Below are 23,010 nucleotides of genomic sequence, written 5' to 3'. Positions count from 1 at the left end.
TATGAAGTTAAAATAATAAGTAATACCTTTGTTGGCAGTATTGATATTAAAACTTAATAACATGATGGAAAAGAAGATTGTACTCATCACCGGAGCCTCCTCGGGAATAGGGGAAGGCTGCGCGCGTAAATTTGCCATGAACGGTTACCGGCTTATACTCAATGGCCGTAATGTGGAGAAACTGAATGCTGTAAAGAAAGAATTGTTGGAGAAATATGGAGCCGATGTGTATCTGCTTCCTTTCGATGTCCGCGACCGGCAGGCTGCCCGTGCCGCCCTCGAATCCCTTCCGGAGGAATGGAAGGCGGTAGACATACTGGTGAACAATGCCGGACTCGTCATTGGGGTGGACAAGGAACATGAAGGTAACCTGGATGAATGGGACATTGTCATCGACACTAACGTGAAAGCCTTGCTTGCCATGACCCGCCTCGTGGTTCCCGGTATGGTGGAGCGAGGCCGTGGTCACGTTATCAATATGGGGTCCATTGCCGGAGATTACGCTTATCCGGGAGGCAGTGTGTACTGTGCCTGCAAGGCTGCCGTCAAGGCCCTTTCCGACGGACTCCGCATCGACCTGGTGGATACCCCGATACGCGTAACGAATATCAAGCCGGGGTTGGTGGAAACCAATTTCTCCGTCGTCCGTTTCCGTGGTAACCGGGAGGCGGCCGATAATGTATATAAAGGTATACGCCCGCTGACCGGCGACGATATAGCCGAAGTGGTCTATTTCGCCGCTGCCGTCCCCGAGCATATCCAGATTGCGGAAGTGCTGGTGATGCCTGCCAACCAAGCCACGGGGACAATTGTCAGCCGGAAATAGAATTTGTATAAGGATATGATAAAATGATACTATTTTATCTTCGGGGAAACGCCTACATTTGCTCACAGCTAAATGAATATAGAATCTAAACAAGAAAAGCATGAATTTCAAGAAACGAACAAATTTTCTCTTTGGAGCACTGCTGCTGACCGGCAGTTTGTTGGCTCAAAACGTATGTGTATCCACTCCGAAAACCTCTTTGGTGCTTTCGGTTCCTGAAGGCGGTACACTGAGACACTTGTATTATGGTAATAGACTTTCTGAAGCCGACTTGCAGAATATCTCTGCGGCAGAAGCGAACCATGCAGCCTATCCCGAATATGGATTGAATGCTCCCGTGGAGACGGCCCTCGCTGTGAAGCATGCCGACGGTAACATGACCCTCCAGCTCGAAGTATTGAACGTGACTACCGAAAAGGAAGGGAATGCCGTGACGACTGTCGTGGCACTGAAGGATAAGGTGTATCCCTTCTTCGTCAACGTCTGTTACCGTGCCTGGCAGGATGCCGACGTGATAGAATCCTGGACTGAAATCTCCCATCAGGAGAAGAAGCCGGTGGTGCTCAATCAGTTTGCTTCCGGCTATCTGCCCATCCGCCGTGGCGATGTATGGCTGTCCCATCTCTCCGGTTCCTGGGCCAATGAAGGGGTCTTGACGCAGGAACCTCTCACTCCGGGCATGAAGGTTATCAAGAATAAGGACGGTGTGCGCAATTCCCATACTGACCATGCCGAAGTGATGTTCTCCCTTGACGGTCGTCCGCAGGAGAACACGGGCAACGTGATTGGTGCAGCCCTCTGTTACAGCGGCAACTACAAACTCCGCATTGAGACACACGATGATGAATACCACCATTTCTTTGCCGGAATCAACGAAGAGAACTCTACTTATTCCTTGAAGAAGGACGAGCTTTTCCGCACTCCCGAACTTGCCCTGACTTATAGTAATGAAGGCTTGAGTGGCGGCAGCCGTAACTTCCATCGCTGGGCACGCCTGCACAAACTGGCGCACGGCACTACCCCCCGCAAGATTCTTTTGAATAGTTGGGAAGGCGTGTACTTTGACATCAACCAGCAAGGTATGGACCAAATGATGGCGGACATTGCCTCCATGGGTGGCGAGTTGTTCGTGATGGACGATGGCTGGTTTGGCGACAAGTATCCCCGTAAGAACGACAGCTCATCACTCGGCGACTGGGTGGTGGACAAGAACAAGCTTCCGAACGGTATTGAAGGCTTGCTGAGTGATGCCAAGAAACATGGCGTCAAGTTTGGCATCTGGATTGAGCCGGAGATGGCGAACACTACCAGCGAACTCTACGAGAAGCATCCCGACTGGGTACTTAAAGCTTCCGAACGTGACGTTGTGTTGGGACGCGGCGGCACGCAGGTAGTGCTTGACCTTGCCAATCCTGCCGTGCAGGACTTCGTTTTCGGTGTGGTAGACAACCTGATGACCTCTTATCCTGAAATAGATTACATCAAGTGGGACGCCAATATGTCTGTCCAGAACCACGGTTCGCAATATCTGACGAAGGATAATCAGAGCCACATGTACATCGAATTCCACCGCGGCTTCGAGAAAATCTGCCAGCGCATCCGTGCCAAATATCCCGACCTTACCATCCAGGCATGTGCCAGTGGCGGCGGTCGTGCCAACTACGGAGTGCTGCCTTACTTCGACGAGTTCTGGGTAAGCGACAATACCGATGCCCTGCAACGTGTCTATATGCAGTGGGGAACTTCCTATTTCTTCCCCGCCATCGCTATGGCATCGCATATCAGTGCTGCCCCCAATCATCAGACGTTCCGCACCATCCCTCTGAAATATCGGATAGACGTTGCCATGAGTGGTCGTTTGGGTATGGAAATCCAGCCCAAAAATATGACGGAAGAAGAAAAGGCTCTTTGCAAGAATGCCATTGCCGAGTACAAGACCATTCGTCCCGTAGTACAGTTGGGAGACATTTACCGCCTGCTCTCTCCTTATGACAAGCAAGGTGTGGCTTCTCTGATGTACGTGGCTCCGGAGAAGGACAAGGCAGTCTTCTATTGGTGGAAGACGGAACATTTCTGTAACCAGCACCTGCCGCGTGTGAAGATGGCAGGGCTCTGTGCCGACAAGCAATACCGGGTGCATGAACTGAACCGTATAGATAATGTTCCCTTGAACTACGAAGGAAAGAGTTTCAGTGGTGCCTACCTCATGGCAAACGGGCTGGAGATTCCCTACAACCATAAGGTGGACTATCACAAGCAGAACGACTATTCGAGCCGTGTGCTTTATCTGGAAGAGGTGAAGTGACATAAGCAAAGGTGAGGTTGGGCCGTGTAAAGGTGAACTTGAGCGGCGTAAAGGTGAGGTTTATGGGTACAGTTGGTACAGTGGGTACAGCGTCTCTTCTATCTCACACACGCATGTATATAAATAATGTACGCGTTATGAAGTAATGTACATAAGCGCATGTGTGTGAAGCAGAAGAGGCGCTGTACCCACTGTACCAATTGTACCACTGTTTGGATGTCCAACTTTTCTTTTCGTACCCTTTTGGGACTTTCAGGTAAGATGGAAACATAAAAAAAGTCCCACAATACATTGATATTGTAGGACTTTTTTCTTTTTGTCGCCTTCTGGCTTTGTTTCTATGTGAACCGCTTGGGGCTCGAACCCAAGACCCCAACATTAAAAGTGTTGTGCTCTACCTGCTGAGCTAGCGATTCAATCCTTCATTGCTGTTAAGCGGGTGCAAAGATAGATACTTTTTTGAAATTTGCAAAATAATATCATCTTTTTTCTTATCTTTGTCCCCATCAATCCTTGATATTAATCATTATCACTGAACATTAATCATTAAATACATGGCAACAGTAGACGATAAAAAGATTATCTTTTCTATGGTTGGGCTGAATAAAACCATTCAGCAGAACAACAAGCAGGTACTGAAGAACATTTACCTTTCGTTCTTCTACGGGGCAAAAATCGGTATCATCGGTCTGAACGGTTCGGGTAAATCGACCCTGCTGAAGATTATCGCCGGATTGGATAAGTCCTATCAGGGCGAAGTGGTGTTCTCGCCGGGATATTCTGTGGGGTATCTGGCCCAGGAACCGTACCTCGACCCCACCAAGACCGTAAAGGAAATTGTAATGGAAGGCGTGCAGCCTATTGTGGACGCGCTGGCAGAATACGAGGAAATCAATCAGAAGTTTGGCTTGCCCGAATATTATGAGGACCAGGACAAGATGGACAAGCTCTTCTCCCGCCAGGCCGAGTTGCAGGACATCATCGACGCGACCGATGCCTGGAACCTCGACAGCAAGCTGGAGCGCGCCATGGACGCCCTCCGTTGTCCGCCCGAAGACCAGTCCGTAGAACATCTTTCCGGTGGTGAACGCCGTCGTGTGGCTCTCTGCCGCCTATTGTTGCAGAAGCCTGACGTGCTTCTCCTTGACGAGCCCACCAACCACCTCGATGCCGAATCCATTGACTGGCTGGAACAACACTTGCAGCAGTACGAGGGTACGGTGATTGCCGTAACGCACGACCGTTACTTCCTCGACCACGTTGCCGGCTGGATTCTTGAGCTGGACCGTGGTGAAGGCATTCCCTGGAAGGGTAACTACTCCAGCTGGCTGGAACAGAAGACCAAGCGTATGGAGCAGGAGGAAAAGACTGCCAGCAAGCGCCGCAAGACGCTGGAACGTGAGTTGGAGTGGGTGCGTATGGCTCCCAAGGCCCGCCAGGCAAAGGGTAAAGCACGTTTGAACTCCTACGACAAATTGCTGAACGAGGACGTGAAGGAGAAGGAAGAGAAGCTGGAAATCTTTATCCCGAACGGTCCCCGTCTGGGTAATAAAGTGATTGAAGCCAAGCATGTGGCAAAGGCGTTTGGCGACAAACTGCTGTTCGATGACCTCAACTTCATGCTTCCGCCCAACGGAATCGTGGGTATCATCGGCCCTAACGGTGCCGGTAAGACCACGCTTTTCCGCCTTATCATGGGGCTGGAAAAGGCAGATAAAGGCGAGTTTGAGGTAGGGGAGACCGTAAAGGTGGCCTACGTGGACCAGCAGCACAAGGATATCGACCCCAACAAGAGCGTATATCAAGTCATCTCCGGTGGAAACGACCTAATTCGCATGGGTGGACGCGACATCAATGCACGCGCCTATCTGTCCCGTTTCAACTTCTCCGGCGCCGACCAAGAAAAGCTCTGCGGGGTGCTTTCCGGTGGTGAGCGCAACCGTCTGCACCTGGCGCTCTGCTTGAAGGAAGAAGGTAATGTGCTGTTGCTGGACGAGCCCACCAACGACATCGACGTGAATACGCTCCGTGCTCTCGAAGAAGGTTTGGAGGACTTTGCCGGATGTGCCGTGGTCATCAGTCACGACCGTTGGTTCCTCGACCGTATCTGTACGCATATCCTCGCTTTCGAAGGAGACTCCAATGTGTTCTTCTTTGAGGGCTCTTATTCCGAATATGAGGAAAATAAACAGAAACGTCTTGGGAAAGAAGAACCCACCCGTGTACGTTATAGAAAGCTCATGAATGACTGATTTGAGTATTTCAAAGAACAAATAGGAGAGAGGGAGGTCAGCCATAAGGCAAACCTCCCTCTCTCTTCTTATTATCTACTCGTCACTTAGGGAGTGTGTAATATACCATTATTCATGTCCGGATTCACGAATATTCATTCGTAGCACATGATACTACCAGGCCCAATCGGTGACATTATAGCTACTCTCCACTTCATCCTCAATATAATCGGGAAGATTGCAGAAGAAGTCTATGCCTGTCTTGCTTTCAAGTTCATCAATACTGATGGCATTTGCTTTGGTGTCATCCCTATTCAGCGGATGTTCAAAAGTATAGCCGTAGTCATCACGATGTTCCACCCAAAAACCTATGGCCTGATAGGATGTAGCTATGTCAACAAGCTGATTGGCACGATGAGCCAATACGGCAATGAAGTAATATTGTGGAACAGGCAATCCTTTTGATGTGAAACCATTTGAGTCAGTAGCGGGCATCACTCCATCTCCTCCTGCCTTGGTTCCCTTATAATCTATCAATAGCTTGTCGAGCGTTCCACCTTTTGCCACATAGATTTTATCGTACACACTTCCAAAGGCATTGTCCTTGCGCACCCATGAATTGAGTAACTGCTCGAAGGTAACCCAGTAACCGCCATTGAATGAGTTGAGTTGTGGACTCATGTTGCTGAAGTAGAAAGTCTGCTTATTGGCTTCTGTAGAAAAAGAACGGTCATCGGAAGCACAGAGGTGTCCTCGGTCGAATCCGTCATTGGTATGCCAGCTATTGTCAACCCTCATACTCTCCGGCAGCAATGGGTCTACTGCCCAGGCGTCATCACTTCTGGTTACATTTTTCACCCCCGTAATGGCATCGTAGCTATAGGCCACCCAGCGAGAATGTTTCATGTGGTCGTTCCATTCCATTGCATAGTTAAGCACCTTGTTGCCACCGGCCGTAACTTCATGCTCCACGTAGGTATTACCCTCCATCAGATGTGGCATTTCGTATTCTGTCACGTAATTTTGTCCTTGGGCGGATACATTCGCATTTTTGTTTTCTATCACAATTTTTTGGGCTGCATTATGCTCCACTCCTACATTTATCCCATCAACGTATGCGATGCGAAGTTTGAACATGGCAACTTGTGAAGGAAGCTGATAGCGTACCCAATAAGAAGTTTTTGCTTTGGCCACAGCCTTGTCACTCCATTGCTTTACGGTGGAGTAATCGGGAAGTGACGATAGATTATCAGTATCAAATTCTTCTGAAAAGGTGAATCCGTCACCGGAAATAGTCTTATTGGCTGCAATACTGATTTGCGAACGGATTGATTCATCCAATGTCAAGCCTTTGCTACCATCAATAGCATATAGTACTTCACGCTTGGAACCTTGTTCAGTGAATTGAATGTCATTGATAGTGGGATGTTCATTCATTTCTGAAGAATCGTCTGAGCTACATCCACAGAACAATGGCAGCAACAGGCAAATCGCTAAAATCAAATTGTAATATCTTTTATTCATATCATATATAAAATTGAAAAAGAAATCCGCAATGTCATCTACATATACTGTGATGGCAGTGCGGATTTTACTTTATTATAAAAAATTCTTTATTCAGTCACTTTAGAAATGAAGAATGCGCTTCCCACTTGATCGGAATCTTTGTAGCTGGTACGAACACCGCATATAGTAATCTTATCACCTTCAACAATACCCAGTGATTCGAACTGTTTGCTTGCGCCTTTCCAGCCTGTAAGAAGACCATAAACATATACCTTGCCGCTTTCATCTGTAATATCAAAATTACCATAAAGGGTACTTGCGATATTTGATACAGTACCGGTCAACTGGTAATATTGTGAAGGGCTTTCCTCTGCTGCAAGGAAATCAGCAACAGTAACTGTTTTTACACTCTTCACGTCCTCTGCAACGGCATTGGTCATCTGCGGAGTACCTTTGTATTCGGCACGTGGACCAACGAGAGTTACAATATCACCTTCCTTGATATTAGAATCAGCAAAATCTTTGATGCCATAGATATATACATCACCCGAGAAATCCTTGATGTAGATATTGCCATATTGGGTATTAGCAATCTTGGTCACTACACCACTAATGCGGTATTGTGTAGCACCAACCTCGGCGGCAATGAATTCAGCAACAGTAGCTTCAACGATGGCGCCCTGCTGTGAGAGTTCAGTCTTGCTTGTGTAATCTTTTTTACCGTCAGTAGTGCGGAATGTAATGCTGGTTGAACGGTCACCACCTTCGTTTCGGGCAGCCCGGAACTTCACGCAAGCATCTGTTCCTTTCTGGTCGATAGAGACAATAGACAACCATTCTTTGGCATCCTCAGGAATTTCTACAGAAACGCCGTTGCCTTTGGTTATGATGTATGCCTCAAAGATACCACCCTCAACCGGAAGTACATCATTGTAGACAGAGTCGACCTTGATGAGCGATTTGTTAATCTTGAGCACAGTAACATCAACAAGCTCAACTGTAGTACCGTAGGTGGTTTTGGGACCTTGTATTGTTACCTCATCGCCTTCTTCCAGACCCAGGCTGGCAAAATTCTTCGTATTGCCTTTGGCGTCCAAAGTTCCATAGACGTAAACCTTACCGGTGGCATCCACAATGTCCCAGTTGCCGTAAACGGTGTTGGAAATATTTGAAACAACACCGGTCACTTTATAAGTCTTCTTGTCGGGACCGGCTATTACCTCGGCACAAGTAGCTTCCGAAATGACTGGCAAGCCTTGCATGATAGTCAAGTTCTGAGTTTCATTGGCGCTGCTCAGCTTCAGTTCCACTGAACGGCCATCCACAGCTTCATCAGCAGAGAATGTGATTTTGCTTTCGCCTTGAGGACCTTGAGTTGTAGAGATGGTAAGCCAATCGGCCTTGTCGTTACCTGTGATAATCCATTCGGACTTCGATTCAATTGTAATGTCAGTGCTACCTCCTTCAACCGGCAGCGCAACGTACGACTGTGAAACCTTCAATCCTGACAAGCCTATTGCTGCATCATCTTCAGCACAGCTTGAGAAAAGGGAAATCACAGCAGCAAGTACTATAAATAGATATTTTTTCATATTCTTCGATTATATTTAAATTGATAATCAGTTAAAGCAATACTTAATACCGATAGAAGCATACCAGCACTGACCAATAGCATGGTTGAGAGTCCAAGTCTTGGTGTTGCCATTTATAGACTCCGGAGTTGAGAATGTAGCAAAACCTTCAGCGTCTACACCTTCATACTTCAAGATACGGGCTTCGTTACCGATAGCAGGATTCAAATGCTTACTTACTCCCCAGCTTGAATTGAAGAAATTAAGCACGTTCTTCATGTCAAAGCTCAGCTGCAATTTGTGCTTGGCACCACATACATTCAAGTTGAAATCGTGCTTATAAGAGAAATCTACACGGTGTACCCAAGGAGAATAAAGACTGTTGGGCTCAGCATATTTACCCTGATTATTCTTAAGGTATGAGTCGTTGTGTACATAATCCATGAAGCGTGTCTTGTCATCCTCGCTAACGAAACGGAATGAACCGTCGGCAACTTGCTTGTCTGTAGGGATATAAATGGCATCGTAGTTGTAACCGTCACCGTTTATGTCGTTGGCAAGCATGTAAGAGTAATTGTAACCGCCACGCCAAGTCTCGTAAATCAAACTAAAGTGGTTGCCGCTCTTGTCGTTGATAGTGGCACTTGCAATGAAACGGTCGGGAGTAACGTTAAGGCCATTGTGCAAACGGAAGTTGTTGACACCTTCGTATGTAGAAAGGTAGTTGAGTACTGAAGAAGCATTGGAACCCGGAAGTGAAGTCACCTCCTTAGATACTGTATGCGTATAAGCAGCCATCAAATTAATCCATTTGGCAGGCGCTGCGTTCACGGTAACGCTGGTCGACCATCCGTAACCGCGGCTTGTATTCTCAAGCATGTAAGCACTGGGCAGACTCTTGCCGGCCTCGTCCGTATAAGTAGCGTCAGACGGGAATACAGGACGGTTGTCAGCACCATTGAAGCGTGTAAAGCCGTTTATATCTTTCTGGCTCCAGTCTTTCAGCATGGCGGCATTAAGTGTCTTGTTATAGATTCCTTCTACCGTCACGTTCAATGGGAATGATACGGGTACTGTATAATCCACGGCAATTGAAGACTTCCAGACCTGTGGCATTTTAAAGTCGGGATCGACGCCGCAAATGCTTGAAGGAACTGTACCGTCTTCCGGTTTGATTGTCTGAGGATAACCCAAATCATAAAGCTTTTGTTTCAGAGCTTCTGTGGAAAGGATTCCACCTTTGAATTCATCCATAGTGAAACCTTTGTCTTTTGCATTCTTGGCATTGACTTGCGCCTGATATTGAATCATACCGCCATTGGTAGGCATATTGGTAAAGAATACCAAAGGCAGACGTCCGGAGAACAAACCGCTACCACCACGCAGCTTCAAAGTATTGTTGCCAAGTATATCCCAACTGAAACCTATACGAGGAGATACTGTCAATGAGTTTCCGGGCCATTTGCCGGTATCGATATGACGACCGTTGTAGTCAAGGTCAAGAATGGCATTGTTGGTCATCAAGTCACCATTATCAAAGAAGAGTCCGTCGAAGCGCAGACCGGCTGTAACCTTGAAATCGGAACGTACGTTCCATTCGTCTTGCAAGTAGAAGCCCAATTTATTGTACTGAACACGTGATGCAGGTTCGTTTTCACCGTTATAGCCATAAGTCAAACATACAATTTCCGGAGCAGCTCCTTGAACAAAGTCATCCAGGCTGGTATAGCGATAATATCCTGTACCGTTACGGAGATACTGGTTGTCGGCCATTTGATGCTCATAGTTCAAGCCAACCATGATTTTATGATTGCCGGTATAGTAAGTTACGTCATCTTTTATATTCCACACTGTGTTGTGGACTGCGTTATTGTAAGTGAAAAGTTCTTCACCAAAAGAGATGTAGTTTTGATTGTCTTTCAAAATATCGACAAATGGGAAAATACTGGAATTAGTACCACGTACGTCATCCAACTTGGAGAATGTTGCCAAAAACTGGTTGGACAAGGTAGCAGAGAAGCGGCTGTTAAGGTCGAAAGACAATGAATGTACCAAGTTATCCAAGGAATACATGGAGTTGGCATACGACATGGCATACTGTGAAGTACGACTACCCGACATACGAGTACCACCGTCCATAGAGGAAGCGTTAGGGGCATTCCATACGGTATTCTTGGTATAGTTATAACGCAAAGCCAAGCGATGGTTGTTGTTGATGTTCCAGTCTATACGTGCCAATAATTTAGTGTTCTTATTGTCAGACGGGAAGCTGCTGAATGAACCGGTGTCATAGCCATATCTTTCTTTCGCTATATCGGACACATTCTGAAGATCGGCAACGGTTGCACGTGAGATGTATGCGTCTGCATTGGCCACACCGTCTTCGGAAGCACGCCAGCGATTGGCAATTGCAGGAGTATTCTGCAGCTCGCCGTTTGCAAAGAAAAAGAGCTTGTTCTTGATTATCGGACCGCCAATAGTAAAACCATATGTAGTTGACTGGTCTTTCTCGCGGGCACCTAAGATTGTTTCACGATCAATGGCATCACCGCGCATGTTTTCATTCTGGTGATAAATATAAGCTGTACCTTTGTAAGTATTGGTACCTGATTTGGTAATGGCATTGATACCGCCACCGATGAAGTTGGTCTGGCGTACATCAAACGGAGATATGACAATCTGAATTTCGTCAATCGCCTCTATAGAGACCGGATTACCGCCACCAGGCAGGTTGGAACTCAAACCGAAGTTGTTGTTGAAGTTGGCACCGTCGATTGTGAAGTTGGCTGTACGACCGTCAGATCCGGCAAACGACATCCCATTACCACCGTAAGCAGACAAACGGGAATAGTCGGTAATGCTACGGCTTACAGAAGGCATGCTGGTAATCTGTGTATTGGAAATGTTGGTTGTCGCTCCGGTCTTCTCGGAGGCAAATTTAGTCTTTTGAGCTGTAACAACCACTTCCTCAAGAAGCTCTGATGATTCTTTCATCTGTACATTCAGATTGTAGACTTCACCTAATTGAAGAGTTACATCCTTAAACATCATTGTTTGGTAACCGATGTAAGAGACTTCCACGCTGTAAGGTCCGCCTGCCCGCATACCTTGAATGGTATAACGACCATCGATGTTTGTAATTGCGCCATATCGTGTCCCGGAAGGCTCGTGTATAGCCTGAACTGTTGCACCGATAATGGCTTCCTTGTCTGGGTCTGTTACCTTTCCACTTAATGAGGAGGTAGTCACCTGAGCCTTAGCTGTCATTGCGACTATCACCATAATTGTGGAAAGAATGAATCGCATTCTTTTTGCCATGAGATTTTAATTAATATGATTAAACTATTAAAAAACGTTGCAAATTTAAACAATAACTTTCAGATTACCGTTACATATCAATTACAATTTTTATTATATCTTTGGTATAAAAATGTATTTGTCAAAAGAAAACGGTGATTTTGTCAAGGACGTGCTCAATCTACCTGAAGAAACAGGTTGATTGAGCACGTCCTTGACAACCTCAATATCTTTACTTCCCCAAAATTAAAGTGGGAGAAAACGACTTTAATTTTCTCCTATTCGATTGACGGGCATGTCATGATTTTAGGTAGCTTTCTTAAAAGCTGTTTTTGTTTTGATGGAAACTGACTTCTTATCCGTATCTTTGCATATTGATTAAAAAAGAGATATTCATGGAACTTTCGGATATACTTCATAATTTGAAGATACAAGAACTTACGCCGATGCAGGAGGCTGCTAAGGAAGCCTATCAATCAGCTAAAGATTTAGTACTTCTTTCGCCCACCGGTTCGGGTAAGACACTGGCTTTTCTCCTTCCGCTGGTACAGACCTTGAAAGCGGATATACAAGGTGTGCAGGCTCTTGTACTAGTACCTTCACGCGAATTGGCTTTGCAGATAGAAACTGTGTTCAAGTCTATGGGAACTCCTTTCAAAGCTATGAGCTGCTATGGCGGACGCCCTGCCATGGAAGAACACCGGACAATGAAAGGCATTCATCCCACCGTCATTATCGGTACTCCGGGACGTATGAGCGACCATTTGAGGAAAGAAAATTTCAATGCCGCCACTGTCGTCACTCTGGTGATAGATGAATTCGACAAGTGTCTTGAGTTCGGCTTCCATGACGAGATGGCAGAGGTTATCGGGCAGCTTCCCTCACTGAAAAAGCGTGTGCTTCTCTCGGCCACCGATGCAGAGGAAATACCGCAATTTGCCGGAGTAGGAGGTGATTCCCCGTCTTCCGGCTCCCGGCTCATGAAGCTTGATTTTCTTACTCCGGAAGCTCTTGCTCCGCGTCTGCGGCTGCACAAGGTTGTTTCTCCGGAGAAGGACAAACTGGAAACCCTCTATAACCTGCTTTGTACCCTCGGTTGTCATTCCACCTTGGTATTCTGCAATTATCGTGAAAGCGTGGAGCGTGTTGCCGGGTACCTGAAAGCCAGGAAGTTCCCTTGCGACATGTTTCATGGAGGTATGGAGCAGCCCGACCGCGAACGTGCGCTTTACAAGTTCCGCAACGGCAGTTGCGCTGTACTGATATCCACAGACCTTGCCGCCCGCGGACTGGATATTCCGGGTATTGAGAATGTGGTGCATTACCATCCTCCCGTAAACGAGGAAGCCTATACGCACCGTAATGGACGTACTGCCCGTTGGGAGGCATCGGGAAATGCATATCTTGTCCTGCATGCCGAGGAGCGGGTACCCGAGTACATTTCTGAAGACATCGAAACGTACGAGTTTCCGGAGACGCTTCCCAAACCGGCCAAGCCCCGATGGGCTACCTTATATATAGGTAAAGGGAAAAAGGATAAGTTGAACAAGATAGATATTGTCGGCTTCTTGTATAAAAAAGGAGGAATGGCGCGTGAAGATGTCGGGCAGGTGGACGTAAAGGAACACTATGCCTTTGTAGCCGTGCGCCGCAGTAAAATGAAACAATTGCTGACGCTGGTACGCGGTGAAAAAATCAAGGGAATGAAAACTGTTATCGAGGAAGCAAAGTGATTTATCTTATAAATATTCATTTTATTTGCGCTTATTCTTTTGAATATGAAGTAATGAAACCGCCTTGCTTTTAGTTTCTCTAAAAGTATTATCCTTGATAAGTAAGGATAACAAAATGGTGTATATATCTTGTATAAACCATTAAAAAGTAAGCTAAATGCGGCCTAAAAATAGAATTTCATCAGGAAAGGTTTGTTTTGAAGAAATATTTCCGTAATTTCGCAAAGTCGAAAGACATTAATGAACGAAATTGTATAACCAAAACAAACTTCAAATGAAAAAGCATAATTTCAATGCAGGACCTTCTATCCTTCCTCGTGAGGTGATTGAGAATACGGCACAAGCTATTCTTGATTTCAATGGCTCAGGCCTCTCACTGATGGAAATCAGCCACCGTGCCAAAGACTTCCAACCCGTTGTGGACGAAGCTGTGGCATTATTCAAAGAATTGCTCAATATCCCCGAAGGATATTCGATACTGTTCTTGGGCGGTGGTGCCAGTTTGGAATTCTGCATGGTACCCTTCAACTTCCTTGAAAAGAAAGCTGCTTACCTGAATACGGGTGTATGGGCCAAAAAAGCCATGAAAGAAGCTAAGGCATTCGGTGAAGTAGTTGAAGTCGCTTCTTCCGCTGAATCTACTTATACTTATATTCCGAAGGACTATACAGTGCCTGCTGATGCAGACTATTTCCACATCACTACCAACAATACAATCTACGGTACGGAACTGAAAGAGGATTTGGACGTAAACGTTCCGATGGTGGCCGATATGTCTTCTGATATTTTCTCCCGTCCCATCGACGTATCCAAATATATCTGTATCTATGGTGGTGCGCAGAAGAATCTGGCTCCTTCCGGTGTTACATTCGTCATCGTGAAGAATGACGCGCTGGGTAAGGTATCCCGCTATATCCCGACCATGCTGAACTATCAGACGCATGTGGATAGCGGCTCTATGTTCAATACTCCTCCCGTTGTCCCCATCTATGCAGCCCTGCAGACATTGCGCTGGATTAAGGCAGAGGGTGGCGTGAAGGAAATGGAACGCCGTGCCATCGAAAAGGCCGATATGCTGTATGCTGAAATTGACCGTAACAAAATGTTTGTGGGTACGGCTGCCAAAGAAGACCGTTCACGCATGAACATCTGCTTTGTGATGGCTCCCGAATACAAGGAATTGGAAGCTGACTTCTTGAAGTTCGCTACCGAAAGAGGTATGGTAGGTATCAAGGGACACCGTTCTGTAGGTGGATTCCGTGCATCCTGCTATAATGCCATGCCGAAGGAAAGCGTGCAGGCTTTGATTGACTGCATGCAGGAATTTGAGAAACTTCATTAATAATATTGTTTTTCACCACAGATTACGCAGATTTGCACAGATTGTTTTTATGATTAAACTCTGTGATAATCTGTGTCATCTGTGGTGAGTCTTTTTAATATCATGAAATTATGAAAGTATTAGTTGCAACAGACAAACCGTTTGCCAAAGTGGCAGTAGACGGTATCCGTAAAGAAATAGAAGCAGCAGGTTACGAACTCGTGTTGCTGGAAAAATATGGTGAAAAAGCCAAGCTGCTGGAGGCTGTGAAAGATGCCAACGCTATCATTATCCGCAGTGACATCATTGATGCTGAAGTGCTGGATGCCGCCAAGGAACTGAAGATTGTGGTGCGTGCCGGTGCCGGTTATGACAATGTGGACCTGGAAGCAGCTACTGCCCACAATGTATGTGTAATGAATACTCCGGGACAGAACTCCAATGCTGTGGCCGAGTTGGCTTTCGGCTTGATGGTGATGGCTGTCCGTAATATGTATAACGGTACTTCCGGTACTGAACTGATGGGCAAGAAACTGGGTATCCACGCTTATGGTAACGTGGGGCGCAACGTAGCCCGTATTGCCAAAGGCTTCGGTATGGAGATTTATGCGTTCGACGCTTTCTGCCCGAAAGAAGTAATCGAGAAGGATGGAGTGAAGGCTGTGGGTTCTGCTGAAGAGCTTTACTCTACTTGCGATGTCGTTTCCCTGCATATTCCTGCAACTGCCGAAACGAAGAATTCCATCAATTATGCATTGGTGAACAAGATGCCGAAGGGCGGACTGCTGGTGAACACAGCCCGTAAGGAAGTCATCAATGAAGCAGAGCTTATCCAGCTGATGGAAGAGCGCACCGACTTGAAATACATGACCGACATTATGCCTGCTGCCAATGAAACATTTGCAGCCAAGTTTGCCGGACGTTATTTTTCTACACCGAAAAAGATGGGGGCCCAGACTGCCGAAGCCAATATCAACGCAGGTATTGCCGCTGCCAAGCAGATTGTAGGCTTCCTGAAAGACGGTTGCGAGAAGTTCCGCGTAAACAGAAAATGAGATGAATAGTAAGACTACCTATAAATGTTCAGTTCTTTATTTAGCAATAGGTGCTGGTATATTTTCATTAAGTAGTATATTCAGAAATGAATTGTCAGATTTCGCCCTCGGCTTTTGCGAGGGCGTATCTATTGTACTGATATTAGGTAGTGCAATTTATCTGGTAAGATATTTCGTGAAAAAGAAACCTCAATAATCCATATAAAACACTCTCTTATGGCTATAATTAAACCCTTTAAGGGGATTCGTCCCCCTCAGGATTTGGTGGAACAAGTAGCGTCCCGTCCTTACGACGTATTGAATTCTGCAGAAGCACGTGCAGAAGCGGAAGGTAATGAGAAGTCCTTATATCATATCATCAAGCCGGAAATAGATTTTCCCGTCGGTACGGATGAACATGACGAACGTGTTTATCGGAAAGCTGCAGAGAACTTTCGTATGTTCCAAGAGAAAGGCTGGCTGGTGCAAGATGATAAAGAAAACTATTACGTCTATGCCCAGACCATGAACGGCAAGACACAGTACGGTCTTGTTGTTGGTGCCTATGTTCCCGATTATATGAACGGTGTTATCAAGAAGCACGAGTTGACTCGTCGTGACAAAGAAGAGGACCGTATGAAACATGTTCGGGTGAACAATGCCAATATTGAACCCGTGTTCTTTGCCTATCCCGATAATGCTGCGCTGGATGCCATCATTTCCCGTTATACAGCCGGGAAACCGGTATACGACTTTATCGCTCCGGGTGACGGTTTTGGTCATACCTTCTGGATTATAGACAAGCAGGAGGACATTGATGCCATTACCCAAGAGTTTGCCCAAATGCCCGCCCTCTACATTGCCGATGGGCATCATCGCAGCGCCGCTGCCGCTTTGGTGGGTGCAGAGAAAGCCAAGCAAAACCCCAATCACCGTGGTGACGAAGAGTACAATTACTTCATGGCCGTGTGCTTCCCTGCCAACCAGTTGACTATTATTGACTATAACCGGGTGGTGAAGGACTTGAACGGCATGACTCCCGAAGAGTTCCTGGCCGCTGTGGGCAAGAATTTCATCGTGGAGGAGAAAGGTGAGGACATCTATAAGCCGTCCGGACTGCATAACTTCTCCCTCTATCTGGACGGAAAGTGGTACAGCCTTACTGCCAAACCGGGTACTTATAATGATAACGACCCCATTGGTGTACTGGATGTAACCATCTCCTCCAATCTGATACTGGATGAAGTGCTTGGCATCAAAGACCTCCGTTCCGACAAGCGTATCGACTTTGTAGGTGGCATCCGTGGTTTGGAAGAGTTGAAGAAGCGGGTGGACAGCGGTGAGATGAAAGTGGCATTGGCCCTCTATCCCGTTTCCATGAAGCAGCTGATGGACATCGCCGATACGGGCAACATCATGCCTCCCAAGACAACTTGGTTTGAGCCAAAGTTGCGTTCGGGGTTGGTGATTCATAAACTGGACTAAATGAATTGATATAAACTGAAACGGGGATGTCTTCCACTAAAAGACATCCCCGTTTTTTTCGGATTAAAACAGAATAATAAGGTTATTATGTAGAAAATGCCGACCTTTGCCGAAAAATTGAGAGTATACAATGAAGGTATTGATTCTTAACGGTAGTCCCCGCCGTCATGGCAACATGTCGAAAATGTTGGAGCTGATGAAGCAGGAACTTGAAGGTTGTGGAGCTGAGACTGTTTATATAGACGTTCCGCGGTTGCAGGTACATCCCTGCATCGGTTGCATGAAGTGCCGCAGTTCATTGAAGTGTTGTCTGCCCGAGGATGGGGCACAGAGAGTGTTGCAGTCTATGAAAGAAGCCGATGCAGTGATAATCGGTGCCCCTTGCTATTGGGGAAACATGCCGGGAGAAGTGAAAGTGCTTTTCGACCGTATGGTTTACGGTATGATGGGGGAGAACTCCTGGGGAATGCCCCTTCCGCTTCATAAGGGCAAGAAAGCGATTGTGGTAAGCACTTGTACTACCCCTTATCCTTTCAATATTCTCTATAATCAGACGCACGGTGTGGTGAAAGCTTTCAGGGAGATTCTGAAATGGAGTGGTTTCAAGATTGTGAAAACCATTGAGAGGGGAGGTACTAAGAAGCATCCTGAGCTGACGGAAAAGGATATGCGGAACTGCAAGAAAGCAGTGCACAAATTATTGTAAAGTATTGAAAAAGTCAATATGAGTAGAAAAGAAGAATATAAATTGCAAAACGAACAGTTTCTGGAGCAATTGCGTACGGCAGAAGGAATCAAGGAATTGCCTTGCGGCATACTTTATCGGGTATTGGAGGAAGGCAGAGACGGTCCGACACCACGTCTCAACAGTGTAGTATCTGTGCATTATAAAGGCACGCTTATTAATGGGCGTGAGTTCGATAATTCGTGGAAACGGAATTGTCCGGAGGCTTTTCGTCTGAATGAAGTGATTGAGGGCTGGCAGATTGCCTTGCTACGAATGCATCCCGGAAGTCGTTGGATTGTATATATCCCTTACACCATGGGATACGGTACACGTACCAGTGGACCCATTCCGGCGTATTCCACACTGATATTTGAAGTGGAATTACTAAATATCTCGTGACACTGCTGAACAATTTGCTTTTTTATCTTGTTCTCATATAAGAATTTAGAAAAACTCAATAGGTATGAATATAGATAAGAAAGCAGGGCATATTGACCCGAAAGTAGCATTGTCCCAGGCAGAACATGAAAAGGGAACAGTACCCGGACAACAGATTGGCCTTTACGGTAATGCAGACAAGAGAGATGTTCGTCAGGTCGTAAAGATTCTGAATCCTGACAAAAACAGTATGGAGAGCAGAGGTTAACCCTCTGCTTTTTTTATTACATGCCTCTTTCTTCGTCGAGTCCAGATGATTTGTTGGAGGGTTTTGTATCTTTGTACCCGGAAATGAAACTCTTAAAAACAAAAGCAGGATGCTACGGAAAGGAGACCTCACTCAAGGAGGCATAACCGGTACTTTATTACATTTTACCCTACCCATGATGGTAGGGTCTTTTTTGCAGCAATGCTACAACATTGCAGATACGCTCATTGTAGGCCAATGCATTGGTGCAGGGGCGTTGGCGGCGGTCGGTTCGGCATACACATTGATGGTTTTCCTTATATCCGTTTTGCTGGGACTGGCGATGGGCAGTGGCACTGTGTTCTCTTTACATTATGGTGCCGGAAACCATGTAGCACTGCGTCGTAGCATATTCAGTTCGTTTGTACTGATAGGTATCGTGACATTGATACTGAATGTAGCCGTTTTTATCTGGCTCGACCCTATTCTCCGGCTGTTGCAGGTCCCGCAAGACATATACGGCATGATGCGCAGCTACTTGTGGATAATCTTCTGCGGTATAGTTTTCACCTTTATCTATAACTTCTACGCATCTCTGCTGCGTGCAGTAGGGGATTCTGTCACTCCGCTTTGGTTTCTGGCAGTTTCTGTCGTTCTGAATATAGCGCTCGACTTGTTTTTTATCCTACAACTGGATTGGGGGATTCAGGGTGCGGCTGCGGCCACTGTCCTCGCTCAAGGAGTAGCTGCTCTGGGCATCATCATTTATACTTACAGAAGGCGTCCGGAACTGCGATGGCATCATGAAGATATGTGTTTTGACCGTACTTGCTTGAAGGAAATAGCTTCCTTCTCTACACTGACTTGCGTCCAACAGTCGGTGATGAATCTGGGAATCCTGATGATACAGGGACTTGTCAACAGCTTTGGAACAGCGGTAATGGCAGCTTTTGCGGCAGCTGTGAAGATTGACTCTTTCGCCTATATGCCCGTGCAGGAATTTGGGAATGCCTTTTCCACCTTTATTGCACAGAACTTCGGGGCCGGACGTTACGACCGTATCCACCGGGGTGTTCGCAGTGCATTTGTCACGGCTGTTGTTTTTTCGCTCCTTGTGTCCGTATTGGTTTTCATCTTTGCCAAACCGTTGATGCTTATCTTTGTCCGTCCGGACGAAACGGAGATTATTGCGGTGGGAGTGGCGTACCTACGCATCGAAGGTGCTTTCTACTGTGGCATCGGCATCTTGTTTTTGCTGTACGGATACTACCGGGCCATCCGTATGCCGGGCATGTCTGTTGTGCTGACCGTGCTGTCGCTGGGCACCCGTGTAGTTCTTTCTTACTGGCTTGCTTCGATACCTGAGATTGGGGTGACGGGCATCTGGTGGTCCATCCCCATCGGCTGGCTGATTGCCGACGTGGTCGGTATCTGGTGCTATCGGTATGTTAAAGGAGTTAGAGGGAGTTAAAAGAAAATCCGGCAAATTTGCTCCACTGTCCTTCGGATATTTTCTTGAGCAAATTCAGGCTGCATGGCCTGCTCCAAAGAGACGGGAGAGGGGGTAATGGAGAATACGCCCCGGAATCCGGCTGCATTCAGTATCCCGGCATCCTCTATCGCTCCTGCCAGCAGGATGACGGGAATATGTTGCCTCCTTGCTTCCTGCAAGATGCCCGAAGGCACTTTCCCCATGAGAGTCTGCCGGTCCGATTTCCCTTCTCCGGTGATGATGAGGTCGGCATCCTTAATCTTTTCTGCAAAGTCCAGAGTTTCCAAAAGAAGCTCTATGCCGGGTTTCAACTGTGCATCCAGAAATGCGTGGAGACCGCCCCCCATACCGCCTGCCGCACCGGCACCGGGATGCAAGGATACGTCTTTGCCGGTAGTGCGGAATATGACGTCCGAAAGATGCTGCATGGCAACATCCAGTTCCTTCACCATATCCGCGTCTGCTCCTTTTTGGGGAGCGAATACGTGGGCTGCTCCATTGGGACCGAAGAAAGGATTGCGTACATCACACGCCGCCGTGAAACATGTCTTTTTCAGTGCGGGATGGGCGGAAGAGCTGTCAATGGAGCTGATTGCCGATAGAAGGGCACCGCATAGGGCGATGCCTTTTTCCATGCTTCCCACTTCGTGTCCTTCTTTATCGAAGAAACGGAATCCCAATGCTTGCAGCATTCCCAGACCGGCATCGTTCGTGGCGCTCCCTCCAAGTCCGATGACGAAACGGAGGCATCCCCGTTCCAAGGCATCGCGTATCAGTTCGCCCGTTCCGAAGGTGGTGGTTTTCATTGGATTCCTTTTGTCGGCAGGAACCAGTGGCAGGCCGCTGATGGCAGCCATTTCTACGAATGCGGTATTGCCGTCTCCGGAGATGCCGTAACTGGCATCGCACGGTTGCATCAACGGGTCGTGGGCACGGACGGTGATACGTTTTCCGTTACTGGCTGCAAGTAGGACGTCGAGCATGCCTTCTCCACCGTCGGCCACGGGGAGCACGATGGTTTGGCATTCGGGACATGCGGCATGTACCCCTTGGGCGGCAGCTTCTCCGGCTTCTGCCGAGGTGAGGCATCCTTTGAAGGAATCGATGGCAATCACTATCTTTTTCATGAATTTGCTTTAATCTTTTTGGTGTGGTTTATTGATTTTTTTGATAAATCTGGCTGGATTCCCGGCTACCACAGTCATAGGAGGAACGTCTTTGGTCACTACACTGCCCGCTCCGATAATTGCGCCGTAGCCAATACGTACTCCGGGGAGGACGGTCGAATTGATTCCTATCCATACCTTATCCTCAATGGTAATCGGACGGCCATAGGTAGCGCTGCGATTCTCCGGATCGGGGTCGTGGTTGATTGTAATCAGATTGACTTTCGGTCCGATAAATACCTCATCGCCAATCGTTATGCCGCCGCGACCGAAGAAAGTGCAGCATTGCTGGATGAAGCACCCTTTTCCGATGGTGATAGGCTTACCGTAGTCGATGTAGAGTGGCGGCAGCACCGTCGTACTTTCTTCAAGCGGTTTACCGAGAATCTTGCCCATATATCCGTGTACCTCCTCGGGGGTACGGTAACCCATATTCATTTCTGTGGCCACCTTGATGGTAGTGAAAATGTCGTCAATTAATGCATCGTAGCCCGGCTCGTTGGGTGAAACCATCTCTCCCGACAAATCTTTCTCGAAAATACTTTTCATGATCGTTTGATTTAATTTGTTATACACTCTAATCATTTTTCGGGTACAAATGTAAGGAGGCTATGCTACAATGGCTTTGTTGTACGGTTCAATATGCTTTGCCGTGCAGTCCACGGATAGAAAAAGTTCCGCAATCTATGTGAGACTCACTTCCTGCCGTATGTCTTCTGTCGGAGGAATACCGTAGGTGGCTTTATAAGCTTTCGAGAAATGGGAGAGGTTCTTGAAGCCTACTTCAAAACAGATTTCCGATACTTTGCGCCCTCCTTTCCGTATCAGCTCACGGGCGGCTTCGAGCCGGCGCTGTATCAGCCATTCCCGTGGGGAGAGTGTGCTGCATTTTTTGAAATCGCGTTTAAACGTGGATAGGCTGCGGCCGGTATAATTGGCCATTTCTTCCATGGATATGTCGTTCATGTAATTGTGTTCCAGAAAGTCCAATATGTCTATTTTCCACGGGTCTGCAAAATCAAAAACGGAAGCATACAGGTTTTTACTCGTATTGAGCAACACGTATATCCCCTCCATCCTTTTCAGTTGCAGCAACTCCTCAGTCGGGTGGATGCTCGAATCGAAATAGGGTGTCATGGATTCGAACAGACTTACAATGTCGGGGCGGTTGGAAGGTAGCTTGTACAAGCTTATTTTATCCCGTTTGGCATCTTTAGGCAGGATGTCACGGTTCAGCCTGCTGTAAAAGTCACGCAGGAACTTGGGAGTGAACATCAGGAAAATGGCTTTGAACTGCTCTCCATTCCAGGCTTGTTTGGTCATTTGCACACTAAAGTCTTTACGGATAAAGGCACAGTCTCCTTTATGCAGCCGAGTGATTTTGCCTCTTTCATCGATAACCATTTCACCGGAGTACATATATACTAACACGTGCGAATGATTCCGGTGCGTGCAGCTTCTCCCTCCCTCGAAATACATTGCCAGGAAGAGGTCCGAATAGTGCAATGTCTTGATTCCGTCTGTCATTTTTTCTGTTTGATTATAAATCTGATTCTTCGTACAAAGATAACTCTTTTCGGCAGAAATCAGCTTGCTTATTTCTGCTGCTTTTGATTTTGCATTATCTTTAGATAAGATAAGCTGCACTTCAACATAACTTTTTTCATGCAAGCATGAAAGTTCTCTCTTCA

Annotated in this window: 17 protein-coding genes and 1 tRNA gene; 11 read left to right on the top strand and 7 right to left on the bottom strand. The window is 46.8% G+C overall.

All coding sequences use genetic code 11. The features are described from left to right. The first annotated feature begins 64 nt into the window (after positions 1-64). Positions 65-826, top strand: a complete 762-nt coding sequence (locus tag ACESTD_RS07290) for an SDR family oxidoreductase (RefSeq protein WP_005836294.1) — start codon at positions 65-67, stop codon at positions 824-826. A gap of 100 nt (positions 827-926) precedes the next feature. Further along, a complete protein-coding gene (locus ACESTD_RS07285; RefSeq protein ID WP_057097951.1) occupies positions 927-3,131 on the top strand; it encodes an alpha-galactosidase in 2,205 nt (734 codons plus the stop codon). 343 nt (positions 3,132-3,474) lie between these two features. Here the strand turns inward: ACESTD_RS07285 and ACESTD_RS07280 are convergent. Next, a tRNA-Lys gene (locus ACESTD_RS07280) sits at positions 3,475-3,547 on the bottom strand. Between the two features lie 138 nt (positions 3,548-3,685). Between ACESTD_RS07280 and ettA the strand changes: the two genes are divergently transcribed. Then, the gene (gene ettA, locus ACESTD_RS07275) at positions 3,686-5,383 is read left to right on the top strand and encodes an energy-dependent translational throttle protein EttA (RefSeq protein ID WP_005828098.1); all 1,698 of its coding nucleotides are present in this window, start codon (positions 3,686-3,688) and stop codon (positions 5,381-5,383) included. 153 nt (positions 5,384-5,536) lie between these two features. Here ettA and ACESTD_RS07270 read toward each other — a convergent pair whose 3' ends face one another. From ACESTD_RS07270 to ACESTD_RS07260, 3 genes are all read right to left on the bottom strand, one after another. Further along, positions 5,537-6,886, bottom strand: coding sequence for a DNA/RNA non-specific endonuclease (locus ACESTD_RS07270; RefSeq protein ID WP_057253273.1), 1,350 nt, complete (start codon positions 6,884-6,886; stop codon positions 5,537-5,539). An 89-nt stretch (positions 6,887-6,975) separates the two neighbouring features. Then, a complete protein-coding gene (locus tag ACESTD_RS07265; RefSeq protein WP_057253274.1) occupies positions 6,976-8,460 on the bottom strand; it encodes a BACON domain-containing protein in 1,485 nt (494 codons plus the stop codon). A gap of 27 nt (positions 8,461-8,487) precedes the next feature. Then, entirely contained in the window at positions 8,488-11,757 is a 3,270-nt protein-coding gene (locus ACESTD_RS07260; protein ID WP_195433474.1) for a TonB-dependent receptor domain-containing protein, read from the bottom strand. 374 nt (positions 11,758-12,131) lie between these two features. Between ACESTD_RS07260 and ACESTD_RS07255 the strand changes: the two genes are divergently transcribed. From ACESTD_RS07255 to ACESTD_RS07220, 8 genes are all read left to right on the top strand, one after another. Then, a complete protein-coding gene (locus ACESTD_RS07255) occupies positions 12,132-13,469 on the top strand; it encodes a DEAD/DEAH box helicase (RefSeq protein WP_061412874.1) in 1,338 nt (445 codons plus the stop codon). A 274-nt stretch (positions 13,470-13,743) separates the two neighbouring features. Then, complete coding sequence (gene serC, locus ACESTD_RS07250) at positions 13,744-14,811, top strand: 3-phosphoserine/phosphohydroxythreonine transaminase (protein ID WP_195288825.1); 1,068 nt, start codon at positions 13,744-13,746, stop codon at positions 14,809-14,811. Between the two features lie 110 nt (positions 14,812-14,921). Next, positions 14,922-15,845 (top strand): NAD(P)-dependent oxidoreductase, encoded by a 924-nt coding sequence (locus ACESTD_RS07245; RefSeq protein ID WP_035448197.1) that lies wholly within the window; start codon positions 14,922-14,924, stop codon positions 15,843-15,845. A 216-nt stretch (positions 15,846-16,061) separates the two neighbouring features. Next, positions 16,062-17,309 (top strand): DUF1015 domain-containing protein, encoded by a 1,248-nt coding sequence (locus ACESTD_RS07240; RefSeq protein ID WP_009036888.1) that lies wholly within the window; start codon positions 16,062-16,064, stop codon positions 17,307-17,309. 130 nt (positions 17,310-17,439) lie between these two features. Continuing rightward, positions 17,440-18,015, top strand: a complete 576-nt coding sequence (locus tag ACESTD_RS07235) for a flavodoxin family protein (RefSeq protein WP_008663160.1) — start codon at positions 17,440-17,442, stop codon at positions 18,013-18,015. A gap of 18 nt (positions 18,016-18,033) precedes the next feature. After that, a complete protein-coding gene (locus ACESTD_RS07230) occupies positions 18,034-18,435 on the top strand; it encodes an FKBP-type peptidyl-prolyl cis-trans isomerase (protein ID WP_008663162.1) in 402 nt (133 codons plus the stop codon). Positions 18,436-18,499: 64 nt separating this feature from the next. Beyond that, positions 18,500-18,682, top strand: coding sequence for a hypothetical protein (locus ACESTD_RS07225; protein WP_005828120.1), 183 nt, complete (start codon positions 18,500-18,502; stop codon positions 18,680-18,682). A gap of 109 nt (positions 18,683-18,791) precedes the next feature. After that, positions 18,792-20,132 (top strand): MATE family efflux transporter, encoded by a 1,341-nt coding sequence (locus ACESTD_RS07220; RefSeq protein WP_151858687.1) that lies wholly within the window; start codon positions 18,792-18,794, stop codon positions 20,130-20,132. Here the strand turns inward: ACESTD_RS07220 and ACESTD_RS07215 are convergent. The 3 genes from ACESTD_RS07215 to ACESTD_RS07205 form a co-directional block, all read right to left on the bottom strand. Further along, positions 20,129-21,280 (bottom strand): glycerate kinase, encoded by a 1,152-nt coding sequence (locus ACESTD_RS07215; RefSeq protein WP_329779416.1) that lies wholly within the window; start codon positions 21,278-21,280, stop codon positions 20,129-20,131. The genes ACESTD_RS07220 and ACESTD_RS07215 overlap by 4 nt on opposite strands. A gap of 9 nt (positions 21,281-21,289) precedes the next feature. Next, positions 21,290-21,868, bottom strand: coding sequence for a DapH/DapD/GlmU-related protein (locus ACESTD_RS07210; protein ID WP_329779417.1), 579 nt, complete (start codon positions 21,866-21,868; stop codon positions 21,290-21,292). A gap of 135 nt (positions 21,869-22,003) precedes the next feature. Continuing rightward, on the bottom strand, positions 22,004-22,846 hold the full coding sequence (locus ACESTD_RS07205) for an AraC family transcriptional regulator (RefSeq protein WP_329779419.1): 843 nt from the start codon (positions 22,844-22,846) through the stop codon (positions 22,004-22,006). Positions 22,847-23,010 lie beyond the last annotated feature (164 nt).

This window comes from Bacteroides sp. AR20 (assembly GCF_964250605.1).
GTDB lineage: Bacteria > Bacteroidota > Bacteroidia > Bacteroidales > Bacteroidaceae > Bacteroides > Bacteroides uniformis.
Note: the sequence above shows the minus strand (reverse complement) of the source record. Positions and strands in the feature narration are given on the sequence as shown.